We start from the raw sequence: 26,220 nt of genomic DNA on the forward strand, positions 1-26,220 counted from the left end.
TTGGCAGAGGTTAAAGCCGCTGTCCAAAGTCAAAGTAATGCGGCAAGAGGAAGCAAAAAATGGGTGCACATCAGCAGCAAATGCAGGGCTTTGCCAAATATAACCGCGAGTTTAACGACCGGCTGTATAAGTTGGTGGCGGGATTAAGCGATAGCGAGCGCAAAAAAGATCTGGGCGCCTTTTTCGGCTCCATTCACGGCACGCTAAATCATATTCTGCTGGCTGATCGCATCTGGCTGGGCCGTTTTGCCTCGGCCTTTCCTGCGATGGAGTCGTTGCAGCAGGCACAGCTGGTACAGCAGTTTAGCTCGCTGCGCGAAGAGTTATATGCTGATTTTACTGAGCTTAGTACGCAAAGGCAGGCTACCGATAAGGTGATTACACAGTTTGCTGATGAGCTAACCGATACGCAGCTGGCCAGTACCATGAAGTACCACAATTCACAGGGCTTGCAGCGTGAACACCCAACCTGGGTAGCGGTGGCGCATATGTTTAATCACCAAACCCATCACCGTGGCCAGCTCAGTACGCTATTACATCAGCTGGGGCACGATGTAGGAGTTACCGATTTTGTTGCTTATGTAACCTGAAAAGGCCGCAGCAAGACGAACAAAACAGCCAGTTTAATTACCAGGTTGGTTTTTTCAGTTTCTCAGAATGGTGATAAGCCGTAAAACAGAATCGCCATTAGCAAATCAAACATTTGCCTTACCTGGCAAAATTGAACATACATCAGCGAAACCGCCCGCGGTAGGCATTCGGGGCCGTTAGAAACTTACGCGCAAAGGCTCGCCTGAAGGCGTCGTTACTTTGATAGCAGCAGGCTTGTGCGACCTTGTCTATTGGCAATCTGTTAGCTTTAAACCTAAAAGTGGCCGAAAAAGTGAGTTTATTGTCCATTCGGTCGGAGGTTTGTTTGCTACAGTAGCCAAAATTATCTGGCGACGAGGGTGTTATGGTTACGGTAGGCATTATTATTTATCCGGATATTCAGGCACTGGATCTGGCCGGGGCGCTGGATTGCTTTGGTCAGGCGAACCAGGAACTGCTTGCAGCCGGACAACAACCTTATTACCGTCATTGTATTATCGGGCTGAACACGGCACCGCTGTTTGCTGAAAATGGCCTGCAGTTAACCGCTCAATACTCACTGGATACTTGCCCGAAGCTGGACTACCTGATTATTCCAGGTGGGGCAGGTGCCAGAAAGCTAACGGCCAATCAGGATTTTATGCACTGGCTGTGTCAGCGCAGTATTGCCACAGATAAGGTGTTATCTATCTGTACCGGCGCTTATTTGCTTGCGCACAGTGGCTTGGTTGACGGTTTGCCGCTGGCAACACATTGGCGCTTTGCCGCTGATTTACAGACGCGATATCCAAAAGTGCAGGTAAACGCCACCGGGCTATATGTTAAATCGGGCAAATTTTACTCTTCCGGCGGCATGACCGCGGGTATAGATTTATGTCTGGCGGTGATTGAACAAGATCTTGGCGTAGCCATTGCGCAGGCGGTCGCCCGGGAACTGGTGATGTACCTGCGTCGCAGTGGCGACCAATCACAATATGCCAGCCCGTTAAAAATTCAGCACAGTGGCGAGCAGCGTTTTATCCGATTACAACAATGGTTGCTGGCTAATTTAACTAAACCCTTAACCGTAGCCGATATGGCTGAACAAGTTGCGCTGAGCGAGCGTCAGTTTCGCCGGGTATTTCGCGTCCGGTTTGCCATGGGGCCGGTACAGTATCTGCAGCAACTGCGGCTGGACAAAGCCCGCAGCTTACTGCTGTGTGACGGTTATAGTCTGCAGCGTATTTGTAGCGAAGTGGGTATCAAGGATCCGCGCAGCTTGATCCGCCTGTTTAATGCCGCTTTTGGCTGCACCCCCGGTGAGTACAGGCAGCACTTTTGTTAATGCTAATAAAGTTAACCCGTAGCAGCAGGTTCCAACATAGTTTCTGTAGTATTGTGTTGTGGTAACGGCTAACAACAGGAGCAAATATGACAGATATCTATATGCAGGCGGCTATCGCCCAGGCCAGAAAAAGTTTAGCGGAGGGCGGTATTCCGATTGGCTCGGTACTGGTTATTGATGGCAAGATTGTTGGCGCCGGCCATAACCAGCGGGTGCAAAAAGGCAGCTGTGTACTGCATGCTGAAATGGATTGCCTGGAAAATGCCGGCCGCTTAAGCGCCGCCGATTACCGCCGTGCTACGCTGTACTCTACCTTATCACCCTGCGATATGTGCAGCGGTACGGTATTGTTATACGGTATTCCAAAGGTGGTAATTGGTGAAAACCAAAGCTTTCAGGGGCCGGAGGCCTATGTGCAAAGCCGCGGCGTTGTTCTGGAGAACCAGCATAATGCCGAGTGCATCCAACTGATGCAGGATTTTATTGCTGCTAAGCCGCAGCTGTGGTTTGAAGATATTGGCGAATAAATACGCAGCAATGGTTATTAAAACTGCAGGCATGCGCTACAGCATCGATGTTCATGCCGCATTCCGTCATGATTTAGCGTTTTCCTGCTTATTGCGCTAAATGGCACTAAATTACATCGCTTTGCGGTAGATCAACGCCGTTACTACTACAGCGACTAAACTAGCCCGCCATTTTGCAGTGCTATGAGTAGGAAGTATGTTAAAACCCGAATTACTTTCACCTGCTGGCAGTTTAAAAGCCATGCGTCTGGCCTTTGCCTATGGTGCTGATGCCGTCTATGCCGGCCAGCCGCGTTACAGCCTGCGCGTGCGCAACAATGAGTTTGATCTGGCCGGTTTAGCTACCGGTATCGGTGAGGCGCACGCGCTTGGTAAACAGTTTTATGTGGTGGTCAATATTGCGCCGCATAACAGCAAACTAAAAAGCTTTATTGCCGATATGGCACCGGTGGTGGCGCTTAATCCCGATGCATTAATTGTGTCAGATCCTGGTGTGGTGTTTTTGCTGCGACAGCATTTCCCGCAAATACCGCTGCACTTATCAGTGCAGGCCAATACGGTAAACTGGGCCGCCGTAAAGTTCTGGCAGGCGCAGGGGGTAGAGCGGGTCATTTTATCGCGCGAGCTGGCGGTGGAAGAGATTGCAGAAATCCGCCGCGCCGTGCCAGATATGCAACTGGAAGTCTTTGTACACGGTGCACTATGTATGGCGTACTCGGGCCGTTGTTTGCTGTCGGGCTATATTAATAAGCGAGATCCAAACCAGGGTGCTTGCACCAACAGTTGCCGCTGGCCATATCAGGTACATGCCGCGCGCGAGGACGACGTAGGCCGGTTTCAGCCAATCAGCACACCGGCAATGCTCGAAGAGCAGGGCCGCCCCGGCGAGTTGATGGCAATAGATGAAGACATGCATGGCACTTATATTCTTAACTCAAAAGACTTACGGGCTGTAGAGCATGTACCGGCACTTGCCGCAATGGGCGTGCATTCGCTGAAAATAGAAGGCCGCACCAAGTCACCTTATTATGTCGCGCGCACCGCTCAGGTATACCGTAAAGCAATTGATGATGCTGTGGCAGGTAAAGCTTTTGATGTTGGCTTATTAAATGAGCTTGAAGGCATGGCTAACCGGGGTTTTACCGAAGGTTTTTTACGCCGGCATAAACCACAGGACACACAAAACTACGACACCAGCCACAGCGTGGGGCAACAACTGTTAGTCGGTGAGTTTATTGGCGCTCAAGACAGCGAAGGTTTTGCCTTGCTGGAGGTAAAAAACCAGTTTGCAGTTGGTGACCAGCTGATGCTGATGACGCCACAGGGCAACCACACTTTTACGCTTACAGCACTGCGCGATAAACAGGATAACGCCATAGTCCTTGCGCCGGGCGCCTGTTATCAGTTAAAGGTACAACTGCCGGTGCAGCACGACTTGCGTTTTGCTATGTTGTTAAAACAATTGCCGGCGGAAGGCCACAATTTAGCTATTAGCGTGGCAGGCTGATTATGCCTGCGGTGATTGAGGTAAGCTGTATAAATTGCGATATGTGCGTACCTGAGTGTCCAAACGAAGCCATTAGTTTGACTGCAACACACTACGAAGTAGACCCAAAGCTGTGCACCGAATGTATTGGCTATTACGACAAACCAACCTGTATTGCGGTATGCCCGATAGATTGTATTACTCTGGTTTGAGCAAAAACAAAAACGCCACCCGTAAGGTGGCGTTTTTACTAGAATTTTTGGTGCGTCCTAGTGGACTCGAACCACCGACCCCCACCATGTCAAGGTGGTATTTAAAAGCTATGTTGGGTGTTTAAGTTAGCGTTAAATTGCGTAAAAGCCTTATTTAATATGAAGTATAGCCAATAAACAAGTTTTATCAATTCGGTTTTTTTAGTATTTAGAAGTTAGTTTCAACGCAATATGGTCACAAAAAGGCCACAGCAAAGAAGTTTCCATTTTGACCATCACCTTGCCGATTAAATGATATAGTGCGCACTAAATTTATTTAAATATCAATATATTGCGCACTATATCAAGAGGTGTTTGGAGAGGGGTTGTGCAGGGCATATTTGTACCGCTCTCTTGCACGATCTTATATTGATGTGAGTGCAGAGTATGGTTTTCATCAAGGAATAAGCCGCCTGATGCTAATAACCGTGCTCTGCTTTTAAACGCTATGTTTTGAATGAAGCCAGCTAACTACTACAAACCACACTAGGATCTTGATTGGTGCTTAATTAGAGCTTTCATGCGTCTCATTAATTTGTAACCTATCACTAAATTCTGTAGAGCTAAACAAACACATCAACAACGGAAAGAGGGCGTCATAGTAAAAAAATATTAAAAATGTTCCTTGAAAGAACATTTCTAGTGTGTATAATGTTCTTTGAGGGAACGCTTTAAGGCTGTGTTTTCTCGTTCGTTCCAATTTGCCTTGGAGAACGGCATATGATCAAAATCACCCGCTGCAACGAAACAGATTGTTTAGTGCTGTCATTTCAGTATCTGGGAGCAGCTGTAAAACTTCGAACCCCATACCTGGAAAATACCGCTAATCGCAAAATTGTCAGGGCGATAGCCCGGAGAATTGCTGCTGAGCTCATTTCAGGTAATTTTAATATGGACGATTACCTGAACGCTGATTTTAAAGCCGTGGTGATGCGAACGCTATCATCGCCGCAGCATTCAGTGCCAACATTTGCCTCTTATGCGAAACAGTGGTTAGGGTCTCATTGTATTCGACTTTCACCAGCGTCCCTTATGAATATAAGAAGAATGCTGAAACGTTATCTACTGCCCACATTCGGTGAGTATGAGGTTAACACAATTACCGAATATGAACTCTTTCAGTTACGGCTCAACCTTTGCCAGCAATTACCCAATGACAGTGTTACAGCATCTGCAGCGACATTGAATCAAGTGTTTCGACTAGCCGATAAAATACTAACCGATGCAGCAGTTACGTATGGCTTCTTACCGCCGGTTAAACCAATGCTATTAACAGGGCGCAAACAGGATGTAGATCCATTCACCCCAGCAGAAAGAGCGGCCTTATTACATAACGTGCCTGTGATCTTGTTAGAGTTATTTCAACTTATGTTGTTCTCCGGTATGCAGTTATCCGAAATTTGTGCTCTGCAATGGTCAGATGTGGATTTTGAACGCGGCTTTATCCGAGTACGACATATAATGATAAATGACAAGATGCAGCTGCTGCGCAAGTCGGCACGGGTGCGAGACATCTTGCTGACAGCGCCAATGCTTCAGGCACTAAGCAGGCAATATCTTAAAACCAGTCATTTACAATGGGTATTCTCCAATGACAGTCGCCGATCTGTAAGTGCCAATGTTATCGCCGGTCGGGTATGGCAACGGGTGCTTCGGCAAAGTGGCGTGCGAATCAGAAGTGTCAGGCAATGTATATGGACAGTGGCATTGGACTTGTTTGCTAACGGTGCGAGTATTCCTCATGTCGCTTCTCAGCTCGGCCTGATAAATTGGTGGCCTTTGTTTGCACTACAGCAAAGTGCTTTATTAACACACCAAACCAACCAAAGCTTATCTCTCTCCCTTTTAAACAACCTGAACGACGACCGCCAATAAGGAACATTTTATGATCAGCATTGAACATACACACGCATACAAAGCTTACATCGTGGAAAAGCATTTCAATCGTCGCGTGGGCGAGCTTACCACATTACTGATAACAGCCTTGTTCATTGACCCGCATGCTAAAACGCTTGTTGGCACATGTGGTAGTGGTACTGAAAAGGATAACGCGGCAGTCATTTACAGTTGGGTACGCCAGCAAGCATGTTGTGCTAGTTGTATCCTCGAGCTTGACGTTAAAACCTTACAGCGTCGGCTTGTCAGGTATTTGTTGGACATTGCGGTTCAGCATGAATATATCGAATAGACCCTGTTTAATTTAGGCAAGGACTGTTGAAAGTTTTATCTCATAGAGACGTAGGTTTTCGCTGATTATTATGAAGCGAAAAATCAGTAGGCTATAAGGCCGCCAGGTAAAAATCGCAGCTAACATGTTGCGATTTTTTTATTTGGGAACGTTTTAAATAAAATCCGCTATTATCCCCTTTGACTGAGCAGTAAAGGAGGACAGCTATGAGCAAAAGTGGTAAGGCATCAAAATTAGAAGATGAGCTAAAAAGGCTGGTTCACGAAGTGCGTTGGGTTACGCTGAATATCGATAAAACACCAATGATGTTAGATAGTGCCTGCGAACAGTTATTGACGGAAGCAAACTTTATCGGGACCTTAAAGGCGCGTAATATTCAAAGCACAGAACCTGTTAGGTATTGTGCATACGACTGGTTACAGCAGCCAATTTGCGGATATTTTGACCGTAAAAACAGCTTCCGTATACTTGCCGGACTGTTCGCTTACCAACAAGCCATTGCACATAATCTCTCGGAAATTCCAGCATTTGTCTATGATAAGCCTCCAATACCTAAAGTACGCCGCTCATTAATTATAGCGGAGCTTACCCGAATATTGTTAGACCAGCAGCCTAAGGATGGCGTAGAGCAGCTGCGTGATGTGCTTTGTGCTGTGTTTCAAAAAGAAGGGATTAAGGCTAATAAACCAAAAAAAGTAGCAGTTAACCCAACTTTTAACAGTGAATCAGGTTCCGACCAAACAAGCCAAGATACTGTAGCTACTAGTCAGGCTGATTTGCAGCGGCATCCCTTTGGAACCACTGATATTTTTAATTCTGAAGAATGGCAATCACTTTACCCAGGAATCAAAAACAAAAATCAGTTCTGTAAATGGCAAGGTATTAGCAGTAAAACATTCAGGGATAATCATAATGAATAGTGAAATTGCTCTTGCTGATGAAATTAAAACTGCCTTGCTTGCTGAAGCGATCAAGAGCGCTACTTTTTTTAGCCAGGGTATTACTGAGCAACAGATCATAGTCGAAGTTGAGCGATTTTTAGTCCAGACTAGTGCGCCTGACGGACTAAGAGGCTTTTATTACGTTGCGCAAACGCTGTTGCAATTGTTCGATACAACAGGCTCTTCACTACAAAAACAATTAGCGCTAAGCGACTACCTGATTACAGCGCTGCGGGTCGATTTACAACTCGTATTAAGCAAGGCCGCTTACGATCAATATATTAATAACAGCTGGGGCGATAATTGGGCAAAATTAAATCCAATATATTTGGTACTTTTCAGTGCCTCGGGTTTAAAAAGTACTAATGAGGGTATGCTGTTTTTGGATGCCTTTATCGCACACATCGTTTTGAATAAACCAGTGCTTGAAGATCCAGAGATACAACCCAGTAACCGTACCCGTACCGAAGAGGTCTGCCGGGCACTTAGAATGCTTCAGGATAAACGCCAAGCGTCATTTAACGTACTGCAGTTGGCCGACAAAATTGTAAATTGGCGAGCTCCTGAAATTGCACGGGCGTTAGTTCATTTTGAGCAAAATAATCCTTTGGATAAGGATAATGCTCGCTATCTTAAAATTTTGATTAGGTTTTTTGCCAATGATTGGCCAAAACCCAAGTTGCGTGGACAGATTGGCCCACAAAAAAACAAACGGCAGGGAGGCGGTAAAAGAGTGTCGGCCAGACCTGAGTTGGTGGCAAGCAATATCATGGTCAGGCCTGCTCTGGTGCTGCTTGATGAGGACGGCGTAGATATACATGATGTTGAAATTTTGCGCACCCACCTGGCTGAGGAGATTGAGGAGGATAGCGAAAGGGAAAGCTATGAACAAAACGCTATTGCAGCCATTTTTGACAAAGATAAACAAAAGCTTGGCTCATTAAATTTAACCCGAAGTTTGCGCCAAAAGAACAATTTAAATACATCAAGCCGTTTACTTTTGTCGGCAGCCAGTGTCAGGTTACTAAAAATCCTCTGCGAAAACCGATTACATAAGGTTGAACAAAATGAAGCCGTGATGGCAATTTATTGCATGTTTACAACCGGTATTTCACTAACACAACTTGTAAAACTGAACGTTATTACCGATGAAGCATCACTTGATAATGGTATTTACTTTGCTGCGGGGTATTACTATTGGCGATTCAAACACCGAGTTAGTGCCATTACGCCGGTGGGTATGCCGGAGCACTTTCATCGCTCGGATACTTGGGTAAAAACACCATGCTCTTTAGTTTTAAGCGATTATCTTAATGCTAAGTGCATTGAAACAAAAACTAAACTCTTTTCACTACCTGAACTGCAGCTAAGAAAGCGGATAGATAAATTACTGCAACGAATAACAGAAAAGCTTAAAGCTCCCTACATATCAATCGATATGATTGAAAGCTTTGTGTCACGTTTTACTGAAGCAACGGATACTGTCGATCCGGTAGTATTGGATTTTAGCTACCAACAAGAGTTATTCAGTACCAGAGTTAGCCGAAGTTATGTCAACTTAAGCGATCTTGAGCGTAATCAGATGCTTCAAAAGCTATGGTGCGATATTGCGGCGTATAGTGGTGATGATTCTGTGTCGACATATTTTCAGCCTGCAGCTTATGCCTTACCGGGTTTGGCCCAGACAGATTTTGCCGTTACAGAAATGTCGCGAGTTGGCTCGCGTTATGTGCCTACTGACGATTTTTGTAGGCAGTTTACGCAGCAATTGCAAACCGATTTATTCAACGCTAAGCCCGGTGCAACTCTGAAACTTAACCAAATCATTAGTTATCATAATGCATATATTCGTTATACAACTTGGATGTTAGGCTTTGGCTGCGGCTACCGAGCAGTTTGTAATCCACTACCGACGCTTACACTTCATGTTCCGGCATTGCAACTTTTATCTATAAGCGATAAAGACGATGCTGTTTTTAGCCACAGCCGAGTTGTTGCTGTTGCTGATATTCTAAATCAACAACTTTCCTATCTAAGGTCTCATCTGGTAAGGCTGGCAGAACTGCTTGCTTTACTATCATCTAAATTGTTTCAGCAAGTACGCGAGGTTCTTGAGATGGAACAACAGCTTGAACTTATGACTAAAAAGCAAGTTGAAGGCTGGTTTAAAAAAATCCGCAATTCCAAAGATCTGATTGGCCCGCTGTTTTATCTGGATGAAACATTAAAAGCTAGGCCAGTCGATCCAGCATGGTTAAAAGCTGGTTGTGGGCAATTTAAAGCATTACCCGTAAATATGGGGCGACACTGGTTAAAAACGGCATTAGTCACCTCAGGCGTATCAAGTGAATTAGTCAACTTTCAGATGGGGCATTGGCAAGAAGGCCAGTCACCATTATTTGAACACTCTTCTATGAGCATTATGGATTCTGTAGCCGAGCTAGCTCCCCAAATTGAACAACTCATGGCACAGCAAGGATGGCGCGCATGTCAATCGGCGCTTTTGTAAACGAAATTGTTCGCAGTCCTGAACATCCAATTTTGATTGAGGTTCTGCAGTGTGTTCCTAAAGAAGAAGCTATAGAGTATCAGTATACTTTTGCATCGGTAGCTAAATTTTTAAAGCAGGCTATGCAGGATGATTCTGACAAAGCGGGGTTTGATACCCGTTATCTAAAAAGAGTGATCAAATATTTTTCTGAGGACATTGCGGAACAAACTCGACAACGACAGATCCTTGAAGCTGTGTTGCGATACGCAAAGCGAAACAACAATCTCAAATCTGTAAAAATACCCCAGCTTATTAAATTAAATCGTGACCTACCTGCATTAAACCCTACAGCGCTAATGTTTACTAAACGTGCTCTAGAAGTATACGATTTGATAAAAGCTGACTTGGCGTATCCTGAAAAACTAAACAGTAGGCAGTTGGAGCTTGGGCGCTTACTCACGGTTCTTTATCTATTCGAAGGTTTGCCAGATCTCGCCACAGTTTCTCAAGTTGTGCGCAAATTTCGATTATATTATGCAGGTAACATTATTTATCTTGAAGACTCCGAAGATACCAATAAGCAAACGCGTTTTGTCATTCAGTTATACACCGCATTGCTTATTCAGCTAATTAGACGTTATGAGAAGATTGATCCAATTCTGGAACGCGCGTCGCGAAGTTCAAAAATGTCGATGGATTATATCCAGAAATATCTGCGTGTTATTAGTAAAAAAAGCAATTTAAAAATATCGTTGTCACAACTTAGTCATTACCGGAATATTTACTGGATCGCCCAATACAGCCCGGTTGAAACAATGTTTTTTTTACAACGTATGAAAAGTGCTTTGTTACCAACTGATATTTTTCATAGGACTTTGCTAAATAAAAGCTACTCAACATTAGAGGCTGGTCTTGCCTCCAAGGTCGATCCAGAAATAAATAAAACGAGGAATACTATTCAAGCGTTTCAATCACAGGATGTAACTAACTATAAGCAGATAGAGCATTCAATCAACTTGATAAAGCTATTGATAGCTGAGCTAAAAAAACAAAAAGAATCTGCTGACGATAAAAAGCAATCGGATTTGCAAAATACATCAGAACTCACTCATAACAAGAAAAAGCCACATCAAGCCATTATTACCAGAATTGTAAAAAAACTTCGCACTCCCGAGTACAGCCAAAATTTTTATGTACTGCTTTTTGGTAATTATATTATTAATTTATTAAAAAATGGCGGTAGCCGAAAAAACCTATTGAGTTTTAGAACTATCCATGACTACGTATCTGCTCCTTTACGAGCCTTTATTACCGTTTTTAGCGATCTTGATTTGCTTAAACTGGATGAAGGAATCTTAACCGAAAAACTGAACTGTGTTGCCGAGTTAATGGCGCCTACCAAACGAGGCGTTCTTTATTATCTGGCTGAATATATCCAGCAACTTGATCTTGTCGCGGATTTTATGGCAGCAAATCTTGATTTCGTTGTCCAGTCAGGCAGAGCACATGCTGATATTATCAGCGTTGCGCAGATTGAGCATTTGCTGCTGTTTTTAAAAGTGGCGGGAGAATCTTATACCGATGCGATTTTATTGCTGTGTTTAGGGTTTTATAGCGGTACCCGGCGCAGCGAGGCAAAATTTATCAGAATATGTGACTTTGAGATGGTGCAGTCAGGTAATGGCACCAGAGTATCGTTACGCATAGTCCCGACTAGGGAACGCACTATAAAAAGCAAGGCCGGCACTCGCACTATTAATTTGAATGTTTTTTGGCCAAAACAGTGGCTAGAAATACTCATCTGTAAGTTACAGTTGGCTCAGGCTGCTGGATATTCAAAAACAACCTGTTTATTTGATAAATCGGTTGATCAACATTTTGCGTTGATTAGCCAGTTGCTTCGGGCATATCTGGACGATAAATGTTTTACTTACCACAACTTACGGCATTCGTTCGTTTGCTGGCAATACTATCGTTTGGTGCTACAGCCAAGGCTGAAGGGCATTCGCGCTGAAAATATAGCATGTCTGGATCACGAGTATTTCTCTGATGCAGCATGCAGCTTGGCACGTTCTCAACTCGGATTGCCAGTGATTAGTAGACGGGCAATATTTACTTTGTGTGCTCTGGTTGGGCATAGCGAACCCTCTGTTACCTTCAGTAGCTACCAGCACTTGAGAGATTTGTATAGTTATTTACTCATTTCATCAGAACTTTGTATTACACAAAAGGCGTTAAGTCGTTTACTTATCAGAGCAAAACTCGATTCTGAACTAGTGTTGCGCTTCCCCTTAGAAGCCATTCATTTTGGCTCAGCCTATGATAAACAAACGTTAACTATTTTACCCGCGCCAGAAATCAAGCACAGCCGGTTGCTTAATTTGCAGGAGTTGGAGTTACATTCGATAACTGTTTTACCTTGCTTACGCCAGATTGAGTGCGGCTTGCGAGTGCTAGGTAAAATACAGCCAGATGAAATCACCAGTGTTGAGCATGATGAAACCGTTATAACTATTGAAGGAAGTTGGCTAACAAAGCTAAATGAAGTGTGCGATGAAGTGCATCGGCATTACCCGGCTCGAAGTGCAAAGTTACCTAAGATCCCTGAAATTGCCCGTTCCAAGGCTCAACTACGTTCCGATAAGCCGCTTTCTAAGTCCAGAAAGATTTTTGAAAGTCTTCAGGCCAAAACCCAGTTGCTATTAGACAGCAAGCAATGGTGTGACAAGAGAATCTTTGATGTACTTCAGGTGCTAAAAGGTTTGCTTATCAAGCAGGGGTGGACAATTCAGTTTAGGGAGCCTGAACCCTTTGAACAGTTTCTAGCACTCTGCCGTGAAATTCTGCCAAGCAATATCATACCCAAGGTGATATTTCATTTTATCGAATCTGAGAACATGGCCAAAGATATAAGGTGGTTTTTAACCAGTTGGGATAGAACATTTGCAAACTATGATATAAAGCCCGAATTAAAGCCTTGCTACTGGGTTAACGCGCTTGAGCAAGGAGTGGTGTGGTTATACTTTGAGGATACTGGCGAAAATAAAGATAACGACTCAAGTGGCAAGCGTAAACTTCGCCAGCAACCACAAAGAGTCAGTTCAGTCATGAAGTTTATGCATTTTTTACTTGTAGCTATCCAAACCAGATTGTACCTGAGAGGTAATGACCAGCAGGAATAGATGCTGAATTGAGGGTATATTTACTCGAGGTAGTTGTTCAAAATTGCACTTGCGACACATGATGTCGTATCGATCTGTACTCTGGGGTTTTAAATTCTGGAGATGCTATGGCAAAAGGCAAAATTGTAATACTGGGTATTGGTGGGCGTGGTTGCGCCGCGCTACAGCGTTTGGCTATGGCAGAGTTACCCGATGCAGTTACCACCACGATTGTAAGCGCTGATAAAAGAGCATTAAGTAGCACTGCTGCAGATTGCAGTATTTTATTGTGCGAATCGCAAACAGGTGGTCGCAGCACGGGTGGTAATGCAACGTTGGCTACTCAGGCGGTTCAGCAGGTAGCAGACTTGTTGCGCCAGGCGTTTGCCGGTGCTGATACAGTATTTATGGTTACAGGCCTTGGTGGTGGCACCGGCAGTGGTGCTGCTACTGCGATAGCGGCTTTGCTGGCAGAGATGCAGATCCCCGGCTTGGTGTTTGCCACTTTGCCTTTTGATTTTGAGGGGAAACGGAAATCCCTACTGGCTGAAAACAGTATTAAACTTTTCCAGCAGCATGGTTGTGCTGTGGTGTTGCTGCCAAATGACCAACTGCAGCAAGCGCTTGGTGCAAAAGCCCGCCTGGAAGACGCGCTGGATGAGAGTAATCGCCTATTGTTGCAACTGTTATTGAGTCTGTGCCGCATGCTTGCTGATACCGGACTCATCAACATGGATTTTAACGACTTCATCAGTGTAATTTCCCAGCCCGGTATTGCGGTAGTTGGTTGCGCCTCCGCTCAAAAAGGTGATGATCTACCAATGCTGTTACAACAGCAACTACAGAATCCGTTGCTGCGAAGTAAGAAAATTGAATCGGCCAGCTCAGTACTGGTGCATCTCACGGCAGGGCCAGATTTTACTCTGGAACAGTTTGAAGCGACGGGCTTGCATTTAGCACAAGCGTTGCCAAAGGCGTCGCTAATACTTCAGGGGTTGTCGATAAAAGCGGATTATACTGATCAGTTGGAGCTACTGCTGTTAGTCTGTGGCATTGTTGTCGATTGAGTTAACTTACTGTTTTGTATATAAACGACGTAATGCCTAAATCATAGGAATTGGTATGTCAGCATCACCCAGCCAGAACACCATCGCCCGACAGTGGCAACTGTTAAAGCTTATTCCGACACGAGCACCTGGGCTGGAAGCCAGACTTCTAACACAGCAACTGCAGGATGCCGGTTTTAGTGTATCCAAACGCACGGTTGAGCGTGATTTGCAGGAGCTTTCATTGCTCTTTCCGTTGCAGTGCAACGAAAAAAGCAAGCCTTATGGCTGGTACTGGATGCGGGATGCCAGCCTGGATATTCCTGGTATCACCTTGGCTGAAGCGTTGAGTCTGACATTGGTCGAGACACAACTTCGCCAGTTATTGCCAGCGCCACTTATAGAGAGTTTGCAAGCCCGCTTTAATCTGGCAAAAAGTAAACTAAAAGCACTGGATACGATGAATGCCGGTGCACGTTGGCCTGATAAGGTGGCGTCTGTATCTGCCGGTATGCAATTGTTACCGCCGAAAATAGACGGCGAGCTGCTACAAAAAGTACAACAAGCGTTGCTAGAGGATAAGCAGCTGGACGTCAGTTATTACGCTTTGCACCAGAGCGCAGTGAAACAATATCGGTTAAACCCGCTTGGGTTAATTCAGCGAGGCCAGATAAGTTACCTGATAGCCTCAGCTGAGCCGTATAACGATCCGCTGCGATTTGCCATTCATCGTTTTCAGAAAGTGGAGATTACTGAATCCTCAGCAGTAATACCTGCTGAGTTTAACCTGCAACGTTATTTAGCCAGCGGCGCGATGGAGTTTAGTGAGGGCGAATCCATAAAGCTCGAACTTATAGCAAAGCCAGTATTGGCGGAGCTGTTGTTGGAAACACCACTGTCGGCAGATATGTTCTGTAAAAAGCTCGAAAATGGTGATTACCATATCAGCGCCACAGTACATAACGGCTGGCAACTAAATTTATGGCTGATGTCGCAAAGTGGTTATTTAACCGTGTTGGCTCCTTTTGATATACGTGAGGATATTAAACAGCAGTTAACTGAGGCTCTGGCGAAGTACTAGTCGATGCTTAGCTGCATCAGTCGGTCAGCGATGTTTTATCTGGAGCACCGGGAACAATGAAAGATGTTAACTTTAGCAACTTTGTCACTGCAGATTACAACTGCAGTGCAATCGACATTGGCCGAAAATTTATTGCTGATCCTACGTCAGTGCAGATGGTTATCGACAGTCATTCTGGTAATGGCGACGGTATGACGCATTTAATGATGAGTTTGGCAGATGAACTTATAAGCACCGGTTTTAAGGTTGTCCGCTACCCTGCGTATAAGTTGCTTAATGAAGCTGCATCAGATGCAAATTTGCTTGGCCAATTGCAGGGCATCGATTGCCTGCTACTGGATGACATAAATTTCTTATTTGATAAGCCTACTGCAGTAAGCGCAGACATTTTTAATATGCTGGTGGCCAGAAACGGTGCCGGTAAGAAAACGATCTGCGCGGTTGCAATTGCGGCTAGCGACATCGGCAACGCAATACCCCAACCGTATCTCGGCTTATTGTATTCAGCAACGGTATGCCGCCTGGGTACTCCTACACGGGCTGATAAATTTAGAATAACTATGGTCAAAATAGAGAGTCTGGGCATATCTTTCGATACTAGCGTCGAAGAAATCATTGAACAGGCTGGGAATATCAGAGAATTAGAAGGTAAGCTAACCCGATACGCTGTATTACAAAATATCCAGCGCTACTCGCTGGCGGAGGCAAAGCGCCAAGATGATTAAAGGATTGCGCCAGCTAACACCGGCGCTTTGCTGTTATGCTAACCCTGTAATATCTCAGCTTGGAGTTGTGCAATTCTGCTACCGTAGGCTTGAAGCAAAGCATCACTGTTTAAACCGAAGCGGCCGCTGAAAAAAGGTACTACTACCAGCAATGAATTGCCTGCTTTGCTCCAGTATAAAGTGCGTTTTTCATTGACGTTGATGCTGATAACTTCACTTTTTATTGTTTCAACACCATCAACTCCGGCAAAGAACATCAGAAAATCTTTAAGGTAATTCACCCCGGTGCAGATAATCAGCTTAGGTTGATATTGGTTTCGTAATGCTGTATAAAATGGGAAGCGATTAAAAAAGCACCAGTTATTAAACAGTTGCTTAGTGGGGAAGCTGGTTGCTTCATCAAAACCGTACTTATGCCAAAGCTCATCAGCGGTAGAGTTAAAAGCAATAGGGTACAGGTTCAGCTTAAACAGTTGCTCGCCGCTAAGTTCTGCAACTGAACGATAAGACTGCACTGGTTGCTGGTTTATTGCCTGATACAACTTGGCAAAGCGAACTCCGTAGGGATAGCTTATGCTGTGCTTCCAGTCAAAGTTAGACTTAGTCAACTTTACGGCACCAGCCAGCATTTCCTGTTTCAGCCTGATGTAATACTCATCAGCGGCCTCTGGCTCAAGACCCCACTCAATGCCACATAACCAGGTATCTGCTTCAGGGTTGCCACCATCACAACCACTGAAAGAACAGGCCCAGGGTTTAATTTGATCCAGCATTATCTATTTCCTTATTTTTATGATGTAAAGTTACTCAGGCCATCATTTAGCGCTTAGTTGTAACCTATACAGAAAAACTTGTAAATCTATGATAAGTCTCCGTGCGACACAATATGACGCAGTTGCGCTATATGCTGGCAGTCGTTCATGACAGGAGTCTGTTAATGCCTTACCAACTGGCGATATTACAACTAAGTGGTTTTAACGCGACAGGCGCTAAATGGTCGCAGCAAGATGCAATTGGCTATGTCGCTAATCGTGTTACGCCAACTTTGCTGCAGCAAGATGAGGTAAGCAATGTAGTGGATCTGGCATCGTCAGATCTATTGCTGTTGGTTGCTGATGGCGTGTCTGCCAGCCCTGCTGCAGCTTCAGCAAGCCATACCGTTGTTAATTATATACTGCAGCACTGGTCTGGTGCAGGTTTTTCCAGCAAGCAGCTTCGGCTGGCGCAGCAATATCTGGCCGATACGCTTGGCCGAAAACGGCAAAGTTTTGGTGCGGCAACTACCATAGCGGCATTGCAACTAAGCGCTGAGCGCTTTGTTGCCATTAATGCCGGCGATAGCCGCATTTGGCGGCTTCGCAACGGGCAATTGCAACAGTTAAGTGAGGATCATGACTGGCAAAACGATAGTGCTGAGCTTAGGCAGCAAACTGGCTTAGCACAGTGTTATCGAGCGCTGACCAGTTATCTGGCTGCCGATAGCGAAGCGGCTGATTTTACTGTGACCGTAACCGACGGCGCGCTGCAAGCGGGCGATCAATTTGTGCTCACCACAGACGGTGTACATGACCTGGTTACCACAGAAGAGTTAGCGGAGCTGTTGGCTGTAGCTGATAGCGGCGCAGCGCTGCAGCGATTACAAAAACTGTTATTACAGCGAGGCGCAACGGACAACGCCAGTTTGTTATGGCTGCTTCCTATGCCTGACAGCGGTGATTACTAATGTGCGGCTATTGTATGGAAGCCAATATCGTCATTGGCCGTTTATGGTCTGAGGGTAAGCTTGCAACTGCAATGGAGTCCGACGATGTAGCCGATTGGGTATTGCTACAACGGTTGTTGGAGCTAACGGATATCAATGAGTTAGATGCTACCAGTTTTAAACAGGCACAGGTATTGTATCCTGAACTGCTAAATTTGCGTTTGCAGCAGGCAAAGCCCAACTCGCTGACGCTGGAAGATATTCTTGCCGATTGCCTGGAAGCAGCCAGTTATTTTGGTATTGAAAATCATCATGTTGCTGAACTTGATGACAATGCGCACCATACTTTGCAGCAGGCGTTTTATCGTCATTTCAATCGTTTCTGGCTGGCGCTGCACCAGTTAATGCAAATACAAGCTGGGCATAAAATATTGGTAGATCTTGCTGTTGCTGCCCCTGTTTTTTGCCCGGATTTACCTGCTTATGAACTGGCGCTGCAGCGCAGATCACTGTGTCATTGTGTCGAGCATTACGGTATTGAGTTTGTTGCTGCTCATTTGCATCGGCTGCGGCCAGATTTAATTATTTATCTGGCTGAACGCTTATTGCATCGCAGCGGCGAGTTGCAATATTTATTACAACTGATGCAGTGCTGGCAAGGCGTTGCAGTGCTCGCATCCAAGCAAGACGCGATACACTATTTAACAGACAAACTCAGTATACGGGAGTGATGGGTTTGCTTTGAAGCAACCCGACAACCCGGTAAACATCAGGAACTGATATGCCACAGCTCATCGATTACATAGATAAAATTGCCAGAGAAAAAAACCGGGACGTACTGTATTTATTGTTTAAACGAAAGAAAAATGACCGCTCGTTTTTCTTTGATTACCAATCCTGTAAACGCCGAAATTTGGTCATAAAATGGTTGGAAAAAAATCAGATCCACTATTACCCCTGCATGGGCGAGGCATCTGAGGAAGCTGGCCTTGATTCATATAACGGCTTTTTATACGTTGATGTGCCCTATGATGTGGATAATGAAGACTTTAAAAAGCTATCGGCTTACCTGGAGCATCCAGACGGTACTATGCGTTATGACGATATGATTTTCGCCTATTTCCCACTGGAGCAGGCAATGAAAAACAAACATCATGATGAACCTGGATTTTGGGACAAGTTATTTGAAGAACAAGGCTGGTAAAGGTGTTTCGACTGGTGCTGCAGCGCAGATCACTATGTCATTGTATAGGCTGTTACGGTATTGAGTTTGTCACCGCCTATTTGCACCAATTACACAGTAAACTGGCAAGCGTTTAGCTGGCCAGCTTTTACTGTAAGCCAATATACAACAGCTGCTTATCAAGATCGGCAGCCACTTCAAACCAGACACCGTGTTGGCTGAATTTGTCTTGATAGTAGAAATCGATTAACTCAGGCGACCATAAATACACGGACATTAGCAACATACTGTTGTCAAAATCTGCCTGTGAAATGCGGTAATGATCATTCCACGCCTGCCTGCTGCTAAAGCGGTTAAGATAAGCGGTAACTTGTTGGCGCAGTGCCTCGTTTAATGTGTCAATTTGCCGGATAACCTGAACCGCACGGTTAAGAACGGCATCAAGCTGCTGGCTGTGATCTACAGTAAGCGCCAAATCAATCTCGTAGCCAAGCGCTAAAACTTTGCCATTGTAGCGATGGTACTCTGCTTCATACTCCAGCACGCCAAGCTGTGGGTGCACTATGCGCTGCGGCAGTAAATAATGCAGTTGGCCAAGTTGCGGGTGCTCAATCACGCCGGGTAACGGCAAGCTGCAGTGATCAGTCTCATTCAGCGCAGGTGTTAGCAGCAAGTCAGCAATGGCTTTATCTAACGGTAGCGACGGGTTTGACACTGTAATCTCCCAAACGGTAATGGCAAAAATCTGGTTTTAGCGGCTAATAACTGCTGATGGCTGCCAAAGCGGCAGAATATGGCCGTGACAATCATCTTTGATATTGCTTTGCTGCACTAAACGGGCGACTTTCCAGTTGGCCAGACCCGTTTTAGCGCCGAAAAACACAATACAATCAGCAGTTAATAATGTACTTTCATACCAACTGATAAAGCTGTGCAGCACATGATCGTGCCAAAGCGACAAGTGTTGAGGGTAGTAACGGCGTTCTTCGCATAACATACAGTAATATCCCTGCGTATTGTTGGCAGCAAGAAGATCACTGTCATAGAGGAAATCACATTTGCCGGCCCAGTTTGCCGTGACAGTGATATTGCCCTCAACGGATAGCCAAACCTCTACAACTGGCGATAGCCCCGCAATTGTTAGTGGTATTCCTCGTTTTTTAACATGGCGAAACTTAACACTGCGCGGCGGCGCTTTAACTGGCTGCAGCCAGGCCGGTAACCGGCGGTAAGTATAAATTTCAGCTTTTAGCTGTTGTCAAAAAACAGCATTTTTCAGTTTAGCCATGCGCTGTTTCGCCCCTAGCTTTAAAAGCAGCGTGGTTATTTCGCGGTGGCTCTGAAGGTTGGTACGGCGTTACCTCGTTGGCAAGTTGATGCAAGCTTTGCGGGTAGCTTAATTGTAACGGAGCATACAAATACAGGCTGGGCTTCAGCTTATATCCCACAGTGCCAATTCTTAGCAGATCCAGTAAGCCCAAACTGCCGGGGTTGTCCGCGTTTCGGTAAGTTATGACTTCTTTTAGCAAGTAGTGCAGCAGCACGCTGTGTGGTGGCTGCGCCAACGCATAGTGAATTTTAAGCTCATCCGAGCACAACAACTGAGCACTGTCTTTATGTAAAGTTAGGGTAGAATCGAGTTGCATTTGCAGCTTAAGCTCTGACAACGGCCAGTTTTGTTTGTTTTCAACGTTAAAATCTATATTCATCAGGCACAAAGTGTTGTCTGAATCATCGGAAAAGTATTTGTCTTCTTCATGCAAATGAAACGACACTGTTGCATCATAGTGCAAATCATTCAGACTAAACGGGCATTTATCGGATATTTGCCGGTAAAGTGCCACGGCGTCCTGCAGTATTTGTTGCTCTAGCCGCAATAGCTTAGAGTTTAAGGGAACAAAGCAGGCTTTTTGCGCCGCGGTTAGCTCAGCTAAGGTTGGCTTAACCGATAGCCTAGACACCAAATCGGGTACAAGTACATCGTGTTGCAAAACCGGAATAGTTGTAAGATGCAGCGCCATCATCTGACCTCGTTTAAGCTTTTATCCACCATTGCCGACTTTAGCCAGCTGTTTACCAGCAAAGGCACTTGCTCAGCGGCTTCACCTTGCCAAAGATGAAACCCTATTGGGCAGTGCTCGGCTCTGGTATCGACAAAATGCTTTTCCGCGCGCTTTCTGCTTTGGCGCAGTACAGAAGCTGCCGGCTCTACCTCTAACGAGCAGCCCACCACTATTATTTTAGCGGCGGTGCGGATATGCTTGTGAGCCGCCTCTAAATTTTGTACTCGCTCACCAAACCACACCACATTCGGCCGCCACTGGCTGGCTTGCCATGGGGTGCCATCCGGCGCTGTACTGTCGGCAGTAAAAACCTGATTACCAATCTGGTAAACTGCGTATGGTTTTGAGACACGGCGCAACTCGTTCAGTTTGCCATGCAAATGTATCACCTGAGTTGAGCCCGCACGCTCATGCAAGTCATCAACGTTTTGGGTAATAACGATAACTTCATATTGTTGTTCAAGCGCTGCGATAGCCAGATGGGCAGCATTCGGCTCAGCGGCACAGGCCGCTAAACGGCGCTGCTGATAGAATTGATGCACCAGCTCAGGGTTAGAGGCAAAGCCAGACCGGCTGGCAAGTTGCAACACGTCATATTGTTGCCACAGGCCATGGCTGTTACGAAAGGTAGGTAAGCCACTGGCTTTACTCAGGCCTGCGCCACTAAACACAACAATTTTGTAAGGATTTCGTGCTGCTCTCATCTTAGCTCCTGCGTTTATCACATCAGCGATGAAAGTAACAGCATGCTGCGTCAGCTTATGACGCAGTAAAGCTGCCTGGCAATACTGAGGTTACAACACCTGCCAATAGCCGCTTTTGCGCAGGCCGATAGCTTTCAGCAAAAGCATAATAAAATCAGGGTAATCAACAGTTTTATCAGTCTGGTTTTGCAAGCGATGATAATCGGCCTGCTAATGTTTAATTAAGCTTTCTACCGGCAAGTAAGCCAAAGCTGGTTGCTACTGCGTAATTGCACCGCCAGCCTACCACTCTTCGTGCTATTCCAGATGCCGATAAGTTCAGTTTAATCGGCAACCAGCGATAGCATAGGGTGGGTGAGGTTAAACGGCGGCTGATAGGGCATGTTTCAGTTAATTGTTTTGGATCATACGTGTTGTGAGTGACGATGCATCAAGCGTCACTCCTTCAGTTAGATCAAAGACCCGACTCTCCTCCTCAGTATAGGCTTCGTGTGTGGCATACGCAGTAAGCCAAAGTTTTTTGTAACCTGTGACAAACGAATAACCATCACAATTTTTATCTTTGAATTTTTCTGGAAGTGCCCAGCCTCTTTTGGATAATTCTGTTATGGTAACTATCAGATGTGCAAGACTAGGCTGGTCAGGCGCGATCTGCTTATGGATCTCAGGCCAGTGATCTTTATCACCGTCAGACGCTTTCCAGCCAGGACCTGCCAGGTTTTTCATTTCTTCAAGCGATTCGTATGGATGAGAGTGAAAGGTGCCCACTAATTCAAGGTGTGGCCAGTATTCGGCCTGCGAAGAAGCTAGCATTACATTGCGCACCTATCGGCGCTGGTATCGGGATGGCAAGATCACCGCTGATCAAAGGCCGGATGCGGTTCGTCCACCGCCCTCGAATAAGCTGACGGAAGCTGAACAAGCGAAGATCATCGAGGTGTGTAACAGACCAAAGTTTGCCAGTTTGCCGCCATCGCAAATCGTACCAACGCTGTTGGATAATGATGAATATTATGGCTCTGAATCGACGATCTATCGGGTACTCAAAGCCTTTGGTCAGTTGCATCATCGTGGCCGGAGTTTAGCGCCGAAGGGGTCAACGCTGCCAACGACCTATACCGCAACCGGGCCTTGTCAGGTGTTTTGCTGGGATATCACCTACTTGCCAAGTACGGTGCGTGGGCAGTTTTACTACCTTTATATGCTGGAAGATTTGTTCAGCCGGAAAATTGTTGGTGGTGAAGTCCATGAACAGGAATCAGGTGAGCACGCAGCAAAGCTGCTGGAGCAAACGCTGATCCGGGAAAAGTGTCTGCACAGTGGTGTGGTGCTGCATTCGGACAACGGTGCGCCGATGAAATCGCAAACCATGCGGATGAAAGCGTATGAGCTTGGTGTGACGACATCGTACAGCAGGCCACGGGTGAGCAACGATAATCCGTTTGCAGAGTCACTGTTCCGAACCTGCAAATACCGGCCGGACTGGCCATCAGCAGGCTTTAAAAGCCTTGATGAAGCAAGGGGATGGGTGCTGAAGTTTACGCGATGGTACAACTACGAGCATAAGCACAGTAAGTTGCGGTTCGTCACGCCACATCAGCGCCATACAGGGCAGGATGTTGCGATACTGGCTCAACGCAAAGAACGAATTGAAGCCGCTAAAGCAGCTAACCCAAGTCGTTGGGGAAACCGCGAGGTTAGGAACTGCACACCAGTGGGATCGACAACGCTGAATCCTGAAAAACAGCAGACTAAACAGATAGAAAAACAGGCCGCTTAAAACGGTCAATGGTGACAACTAGCTTGAAAAACGCCGAAATTAGAAGACAAACACTTTGCTGTCCCACTTTTTGCTGCTTGCAAAGGTGAAAATAGAGCCCTAAAGCACTTACTTGTCGAGTCGATAAAAATAGCAATGCGCAAAGGCGATCCAACCCTTGAAATCCAGCATGTTAGCGCAGCTTATGATTCAATTTTATTCAAAAAAAAACGTTAATGGCGCAGAGCTAAACATCAATCCATTCAACTCTCAACTAGAAAAGGTGCTAGTTTCAGAGATCGTGATGCCCTCAAGGTATAATCCGAATGCGTTAAATCCTGATGACAGGTTAATAATGCGTGAATTTTCTGAACCCAAAATATGGACTGAGTTGCTGAAATCAGATGTTCCTTAACTGTAACTCAATGCGCATAAGGGCTTTTCCCTTTGCCAGGATACTTTTCAAAGATGTGCATATAAACTTCGCTACAGGTTTTAGGCCATAAGTCTTCGTCATAAGACTCAGGTAAGCTGTCTAACACTTCCTCAATCATGTTTTTAACTCTGGCTTTAGTGCGTTGTTTCTTGCGCCAGTCAATTACTAGGATATCTTGCATCTTTGCTGTTAGCTCTTTGGCAATTTCTTTGACTTGGTTACGTTCTTTTTCCGTTAAGGGTGCCTTCTGAATCATCAAATCATATACGGCTAATTCCTCTTCCGTTAAGCCTTCCCGCACCGTGCGTTTGTCTTCGTGCTCTAATTCGGTGATAAATGCTTTTAAGCGGTTAAAAAATTCTTCAGCGGTATATGCGCCTAAATTGTATTCTTCAATAAGCTCTTGAAACTTTTGCTGTAAATCTTGGCGCGTTTTGTTTTTAAGCACCATTGGCTGCAATTTACGCTCAATAAGGTTTTTAAGTTTTTCCGCGTCTGATTGCTTGGGATTCACAACCTTAGCAACCATTGCCGCTAACGCATCAAAGTCGATATTGGCAATGTTTACGGGCTCTGGCAGATTGCTTTGGATTTTGATGGTTGATATCGACTCATCCAGTAGTTCATTAACCTGGTTACGCACTACGTCCAGCACATCCTCATCATCAACTGATAAGCCAGATTTCAAGCACATTTGAGAATAGATAATGTTGATAGCAATACGGTATAGCACATACTGGTTTGCGCTATCATCAGGCATAATGGCTTTGAAAGATGCGGTTGATCTGCCTTAAATAGGAGGTAAACTCTTGTTTGTTTTTGGGCTCCAGCAGTATTTCGCTGGCATTGTCTAAAAGCGTGAGCTTAGCAAAGCCATCTGCTGGTGCAGAGACAATTTCCGTTAGGTCAATCACAACACTATTCAGGTAAACAATAAGTTCATTAATTGCCACACCTAAAGCAGCAACCAGTTCAGATTTGTCTTTTGCAGGGCTATCAACCCTATATCCTGCGCCACCTTCAGCTACACCACCTCCGTATAGTCCTAAAGCCTGTTGCAGTTATCGTCAGGGTCTTTGAACTTCTCATCAATTTTTTCTTTTAAAAAGCGTTCTCTATGGGGTTTGTAATCCAGCCCCTTCTTGGCAAGGCGTTCATCGTCATTTTGGCCACCCTGGATACAATTCATGAACGAAGGTAATAGAATTTGTATCTTGCTGGTTCTATTCCTTTGATAAAAACCGTTTGGCACCTTCATCATAAAAATCTGACAGCATCACACCTGCTTTTGCGTAGCGATAACCGTCACGCCAGATCTTATCAAGTAGTTTGATTGCAAGTCCATAGACACCTCGTTAAGCGATTGTACTCACTTTGCGAGGTGATTGAATATCGGTAAAAAAGTATAACAAGTAGATCTCAGTCTTAAAAAAACAAACCCCGCGTCAAAAACCGGGGTTTGTCATTAATCTGAAGGTCCCATTAGGAGCTTTGCTTGCTTGAAAGATACATACACTCTAAGCAAGAACAAGCCAAAAACTTTATCAGTACCTAATCACTTTTATTTGTTTTCTTGCGCTTTTGTAACCACCACGGGAGAAACGCAAGCATAGCCGCTAACACGGCAATCAGTAGTAACGTAAAAGCAATTTGATATGCAATAAAGTTAGTCACCTCGGTAGATACAAACCAACTAGCGATTATTCCACCTAAAAATAATAGTATTCGGGCGATAAACCCCATCCTTTTCTCCTTTAATTAATTGAGGTGATAGTCATTAGATACTAACTTTTAGCGTCATGCTTGATGTACGTTGCAATACCTGCCATACAAAATTCGGTTAATCTTTTTGCTTGATCTTCTACTGAGCAAGAATATATAGCGGGCATATTTTTTTTTAATAATTCAGGCTTCACAGACCAGGGACTGGATATCGTTAAGCAAGCAATCAGCGCTTCTTGTACTTTCGGATCCTCTGGTACCATACCTAGATGCCTGGCAACAACCTCTTTAATAATGATAAATCGGGGGCGGATAACATTTTCTTCAAAAGCCTCTGCTACACCAGACGGCATAAATGCTTCCCTGATCAACAACTGATATTGCCAAGCTCCGCTGTGGACTATCGTATCGTAAAACCGGTTGTATAAAAAACCTGCAAGCGCATCTTTTGCTGATATGCTCGGTGAGGTCAATTGCTCGAAGCTTGCCGAGGATGAAATAACTCTTTCCGCCTCCATTAACACTTCATGATATAAACCTTCTTTACTACCGAAATGGTAATTAACGGACGCAGGGGTCACACTGGCCGCCCAGCAAATATCTTTGCTGGAAATTGCTTGGTAACCATGCTCAGCAAACATTATGCCAGCATGCTTAATTAACAGTGCCCGAGTATGATTGCCATCGGTACGATTTTCTCGTTGGTAGTTCTTGTTTTTTATCTTCGTCATTGCTCTATTCTGTAAATTTAAATGAGCTATTATTATCAATATTTAACAAGCCTTTGGTTTTTAAAGCACTATATCGATTTACTAATCGCTAAGTTCTGATTTTTATAT

Annotated in this window: 26 protein-coding genes and 2 pseudogenes; 17 read left to right on the forward strand and 11 right to left on the reverse strand. The window is 45.0% G+C overall.

Annotation, left to right across the window (positions count from 1 at the left end; all coding sequences use genetic code 11):
* Positions 1 to 59: 59 nt before the first annotated feature.
* The 13 genes and pseudogenes from J3B89_RS19315 to J3B89_RS19375 all read left to right on the forward strand — a co-directional run bounded on the left by J3B89_RS19315 (position 60) and on the right by J3B89_RS19375 (position 15,812).
* Positions 60 to 590 carry a DinB family protein gene (locus J3B89_RS19315; protein WP_215399273.1) on the forward strand — a complete coding sequence of 177 codons (531 nt, stop codon included), beginning with the start codon at positions 60 to 62 and terminating at the stop codon, positions 588 to 590.
* 365 nt (positions 591 to 955) lie between these two features.
* Positions 956 to 1,915, forward strand: a complete 960-nt coding sequence (locus J3B89_RS19320; RefSeq protein WP_215399274.1) for a GlxA family transcriptional regulator — start codon at positions 956 to 958, stop codon at positions 1,913 to 1,915.
* Between the two features lie 86 nt (positions 1,916 to 2,001).
* Positions 2,002 to 2,442 carry a nucleoside deaminase gene (locus J3B89_RS19325; protein ID WP_215399275.1) on the forward strand — a complete coding sequence of 147 codons (441 nt, stop codon included), beginning with the start codon at positions 2,002 to 2,004 and terminating at the stop codon, positions 2,440 to 2,442.
* A gap of 196 nt (positions 2,443 to 2,638) precedes the next feature.
* The gene (trhP, locus tag J3B89_RS19330) at positions 2,639 to 3,949 is read left to right on the forward strand and encodes a prephenate-dependent tRNA uridine(34) hydroxylase TrhP (RefSeq protein WP_215399276.1); all 1,311 of its coding nucleotides are present in this window, start codon (positions 2,639 to 2,641) and stop codon (positions 3,947 to 3,949) included.
* Positions 3,950 to 3,951: 2 nt separating this feature from the next.
* A pseudogene (locus J3B89_RS19335) lies at positions 3,952 to 4,134 on the forward strand (YfhL family 4Fe-4S dicluster ferredoxin); the annotation flags it as partial.
* A gap of 765 nt (positions 4,135 to 4,899) precedes the next feature.
* Positions 4,900 to 6,054, forward strand: coding sequence for a tyrosine-type recombinase/integrase (locus J3B89_RS19340; RefSeq protein WP_215399278.1), 1,155 nt, complete (start codon positions 4,900 to 4,902; stop codon positions 6,052 to 6,054).
* Between the two features lie 10 nt (positions 6,055 to 6,064).
* On the forward strand, positions 6,065 to 6,367 hold the full coding sequence (locus J3B89_RS19345; protein ID WP_215399279.1) for a hypothetical protein: 303 nt from the start codon (positions 6,065 to 6,067) through the stop codon (positions 6,365 to 6,367).
* A gap of 206 nt (positions 6,368 to 6,573) precedes the next feature.
* Positions 6,574 to 7,287 (forward strand): hypothetical protein, encoded by a 714-nt coding sequence (locus J3B89_RS19350; protein WP_215399280.1) that lies wholly within the window; start codon positions 6,574 to 6,576, stop codon positions 7,285 to 7,287.
* Positions 7,280 to 9,817: a hypothetical protein gene (locus J3B89_RS19355; RefSeq protein WP_215399281.1), complete on the forward strand. Its 2,538-nt coding sequence runs from the start codon at positions 7,280 to 7,282 to the stop codon at positions 9,815 to 9,817. The genes J3B89_RS19350 and J3B89_RS19355 overlap by 8 nt, the downstream gene beginning before the upstream one ends.
* Complete coding sequence (locus J3B89_RS19360; RefSeq protein ID WP_215399282.1) at positions 9,796 to 12,981, forward strand: site-specific integrase; 3,186 nt, start codon at positions 9,796 to 9,798, stop codon at positions 12,979 to 12,981. The genes J3B89_RS19355 and J3B89_RS19360 overlap by 22 nt, the downstream gene beginning before the upstream one ends.
* A gap of 107 nt (positions 12,982 to 13,088) precedes the next feature.
* Positions 13,089 to 14,027 (forward strand): FtsZ/tubulin family protein, encoded by a 939-nt coding sequence (locus tag J3B89_RS19365; RefSeq protein ID WP_215399283.1) that lies wholly within the window; start codon positions 13,089 to 13,091, stop codon positions 14,025 to 14,027.
* A gap of 55 nt (positions 14,028 to 14,082) precedes the next feature.
* Positions 14,083 to 15,087 carry a helix-turn-helix transcriptional regulator gene (locus J3B89_RS19370; RefSeq protein ID WP_215399284.1) on the forward strand — a complete coding sequence of 335 codons (1,005 nt, stop codon included), beginning with the start codon at positions 14,083 to 14,085 and terminating at the stop codon, positions 15,085 to 15,087.
* Between the two features lie 56 nt (positions 15,088 to 15,143).
* Positions 15,144 to 15,812: a DnaA ATPase domain-containing protein gene (locus J3B89_RS19375; RefSeq protein WP_215399285.1), complete on the forward strand. Its 669-nt coding sequence runs from the start codon at positions 15,144 to 15,146 to the stop codon at positions 15,810 to 15,812.
* Between the two features lie 38 nt (positions 15,813 to 15,850).
* Here the strand turns inward: J3B89_RS19375 and J3B89_RS19380 are convergent, their stop codons facing one another.
* Positions 15,851 to 16,585 carry a hypothetical protein gene (locus J3B89_RS19380; protein WP_215399286.1) on the reverse strand — a complete coding sequence of 245 codons (735 nt, stop codon included), beginning with the start codon at positions 16,583 to 16,585 and terminating at the stop codon, positions 15,851 to 15,853.
* 164 nt (positions 16,586 to 16,749) lie between these two features.
* On the opposite strand from J3B89_RS19380, the gene J3B89_RS19385 reads away from it, so the two are divergent.
* From J3B89_RS19385 to J3B89_RS19395, 3 genes are read left to right on the forward strand one after another with little or no spacing between them, the layout of a single operon-like run.
* Positions 16,750 to 17,535 carry a PP2C family protein-serine/threonine phosphatase gene (locus J3B89_RS19385; protein WP_215399287.1) on the forward strand — a complete coding sequence of 262 codons (786 nt, stop codon included), beginning with the start codon at positions 16,750 to 16,752 and terminating at the stop codon, positions 17,533 to 17,535.
* Between the two features lie 14 nt (positions 17,536 to 17,549).
* Positions 17,550 to 18,245 carry a hypothetical protein gene (locus tag J3B89_RS19390; protein WP_215399288.1) on the forward strand — a complete coding sequence of 232 codons (696 nt, stop codon included), beginning with the start codon at positions 17,550 to 17,552 and terminating at the stop codon, positions 18,243 to 18,245.
* 50 nt (positions 18,246 to 18,295) lie between these two features.
* Positions 18,296 to 18,718 (forward strand): hypothetical protein, encoded by a 423-nt coding sequence (locus J3B89_RS19395; protein ID WP_215399289.1) that lies wholly within the window; start codon positions 18,296 to 18,298, stop codon positions 18,716 to 18,718.
* A 127-nt stretch (positions 18,719 to 18,845) separates the two neighbouring features.
* Here J3B89_RS19395 and J3B89_RS19400 read toward each other — a convergent pair whose 3' ends face one another.
* From J3B89_RS19400 to J3B89_RS19420, 5 genes are all read right to left on the reverse strand, one after another.
* Positions 18,846 to 19,412, reverse strand: coding sequence for a DUF2262 domain-containing protein (locus J3B89_RS19400; protein ID WP_215399290.1), 567 nt, complete (start codon positions 19,410 to 19,412; stop codon positions 18,846 to 18,848).
* Between the two features lie 36 nt (positions 19,413 to 19,448).
* Positions 19,449 to 19,694, reverse strand: coding sequence for a hypothetical protein (locus J3B89_RS19405; RefSeq protein WP_215399291.1), 246 nt, complete (start codon positions 19,692 to 19,694; stop codon positions 19,449 to 19,451).
* Positions 19,695 to 19,977: 283 nt separating this feature from the next.
* Positions 19,978 to 20,721 carry a hypothetical protein gene (locus J3B89_RS19410; RefSeq protein WP_215399292.1) on the reverse strand — a complete coding sequence of 248 codons (744 nt, stop codon included), beginning with the start codon at positions 20,719 to 20,721 and terminating at the stop codon, positions 19,978 to 19,980.
* The gene (locus J3B89_RS19415; RefSeq protein WP_215399293.1) at positions 20,718 to 21,464 is read right to left on the reverse strand and encodes an SIR2 family NAD-dependent protein deacylase; all 747 of its coding nucleotides are present in this window, start codon (positions 21,462 to 21,464) and stop codon (positions 20,718 to 20,720) included. The genes J3B89_RS19410 and J3B89_RS19415 overlap by 4 nt, the downstream gene beginning before the upstream one ends.
* 390 nt (positions 21,465 to 21,854) lie before the next feature.
* Positions 21,855 to 22,277, reverse strand: coding sequence for a hypothetical protein (locus tag J3B89_RS19420; protein ID WP_215399294.1), 423 nt, complete (start codon positions 22,275 to 22,277; stop codon positions 21,855 to 21,857).
* Here J3B89_RS19420 and J3B89_RS19425 point away from each other — a divergent pair.
* Positions 22,252 to 23,244: pseudogene (locus J3B89_RS19425) on the forward strand (IS3 family transposase); the annotation flags it as partial. The gene J3B89_RS19420 and the pseudogene J3B89_RS19425 overlap by 26 nt on opposite strands.
* A gap of 401 nt (positions 23,245 to 23,645) precedes the next feature.
* Here the strand turns inward: J3B89_RS19425 and J3B89_RS19430 are convergent.
* The 5 genes from J3B89_RS19430 to J3B89_RS19445 all read right to left on the reverse strand — a co-directional run bounded on the left by J3B89_RS19430 (position 23,646) and on the right by J3B89_RS19445 (position 26,112).
* Positions 23,646 to 24,419, reverse strand: a complete 774-nt coding sequence (locus J3B89_RS19430; RefSeq protein ID WP_215399296.1) for a type I restriction enzyme endonuclease domain-containing protein — start codon at positions 24,417 to 24,419, stop codon at positions 23,646 to 23,648.
* Positions 24,412 to 24,612 (reverse strand): hypothetical protein, encoded by a 201-nt coding sequence (locus J3B89_RS19435; RefSeq protein ID WP_215399297.1) that lies wholly within the window; start codon positions 24,610 to 24,612, stop codon positions 24,412 to 24,414. Before J3B89_RS19435 ends, J3B89_RS19430 begins: the two co-directional genes overlap by 8 nt.
* 270 nt (positions 24,613 to 24,882) lie before the next feature.
* Positions 24,883 to 24,993, reverse strand: a complete 111-nt coding sequence (locus J3B89_RS21610; protein WP_349814238.1) for a hypothetical protein — start codon at positions 24,991 to 24,993, stop codon at positions 24,883 to 24,885.
* Positions 24,994 to 25,210: 217 nt separating this feature from the next.
* Positions 25,211 to 25,402 carry a hypothetical protein gene (locus tag J3B89_RS19440; RefSeq protein WP_215399298.1) on the reverse strand — a complete coding sequence of 64 codons (192 nt, stop codon included), beginning with the start codon at positions 25,400 to 25,402 and terminating at the stop codon, positions 25,211 to 25,213.
* A gap of 41 nt (positions 25,403 to 25,443) precedes the next feature.
* Positions 25,444 to 26,112 carry a TetR/AcrR family transcriptional regulator gene (locus J3B89_RS19445; protein ID WP_215399299.1) on the reverse strand — a complete coding sequence of 223 codons (669 nt, stop codon included), beginning with the start codon at positions 26,110 to 26,112 and terminating at the stop codon, positions 25,444 to 25,446.
* Between the last annotated feature and the right edge of the window lie 108 nt (positions 26,113 to 26,220).

Source organism: Rheinheimera oceanensis (genome assembly GCF_018831085.1).
Taxonomy (GTDB): domain Bacteria; phylum Pseudomonadota; class Gammaproteobacteria; order Enterobacterales; family Alteromonadaceae; genus Alishewanella; species Alishewanella oceanensis.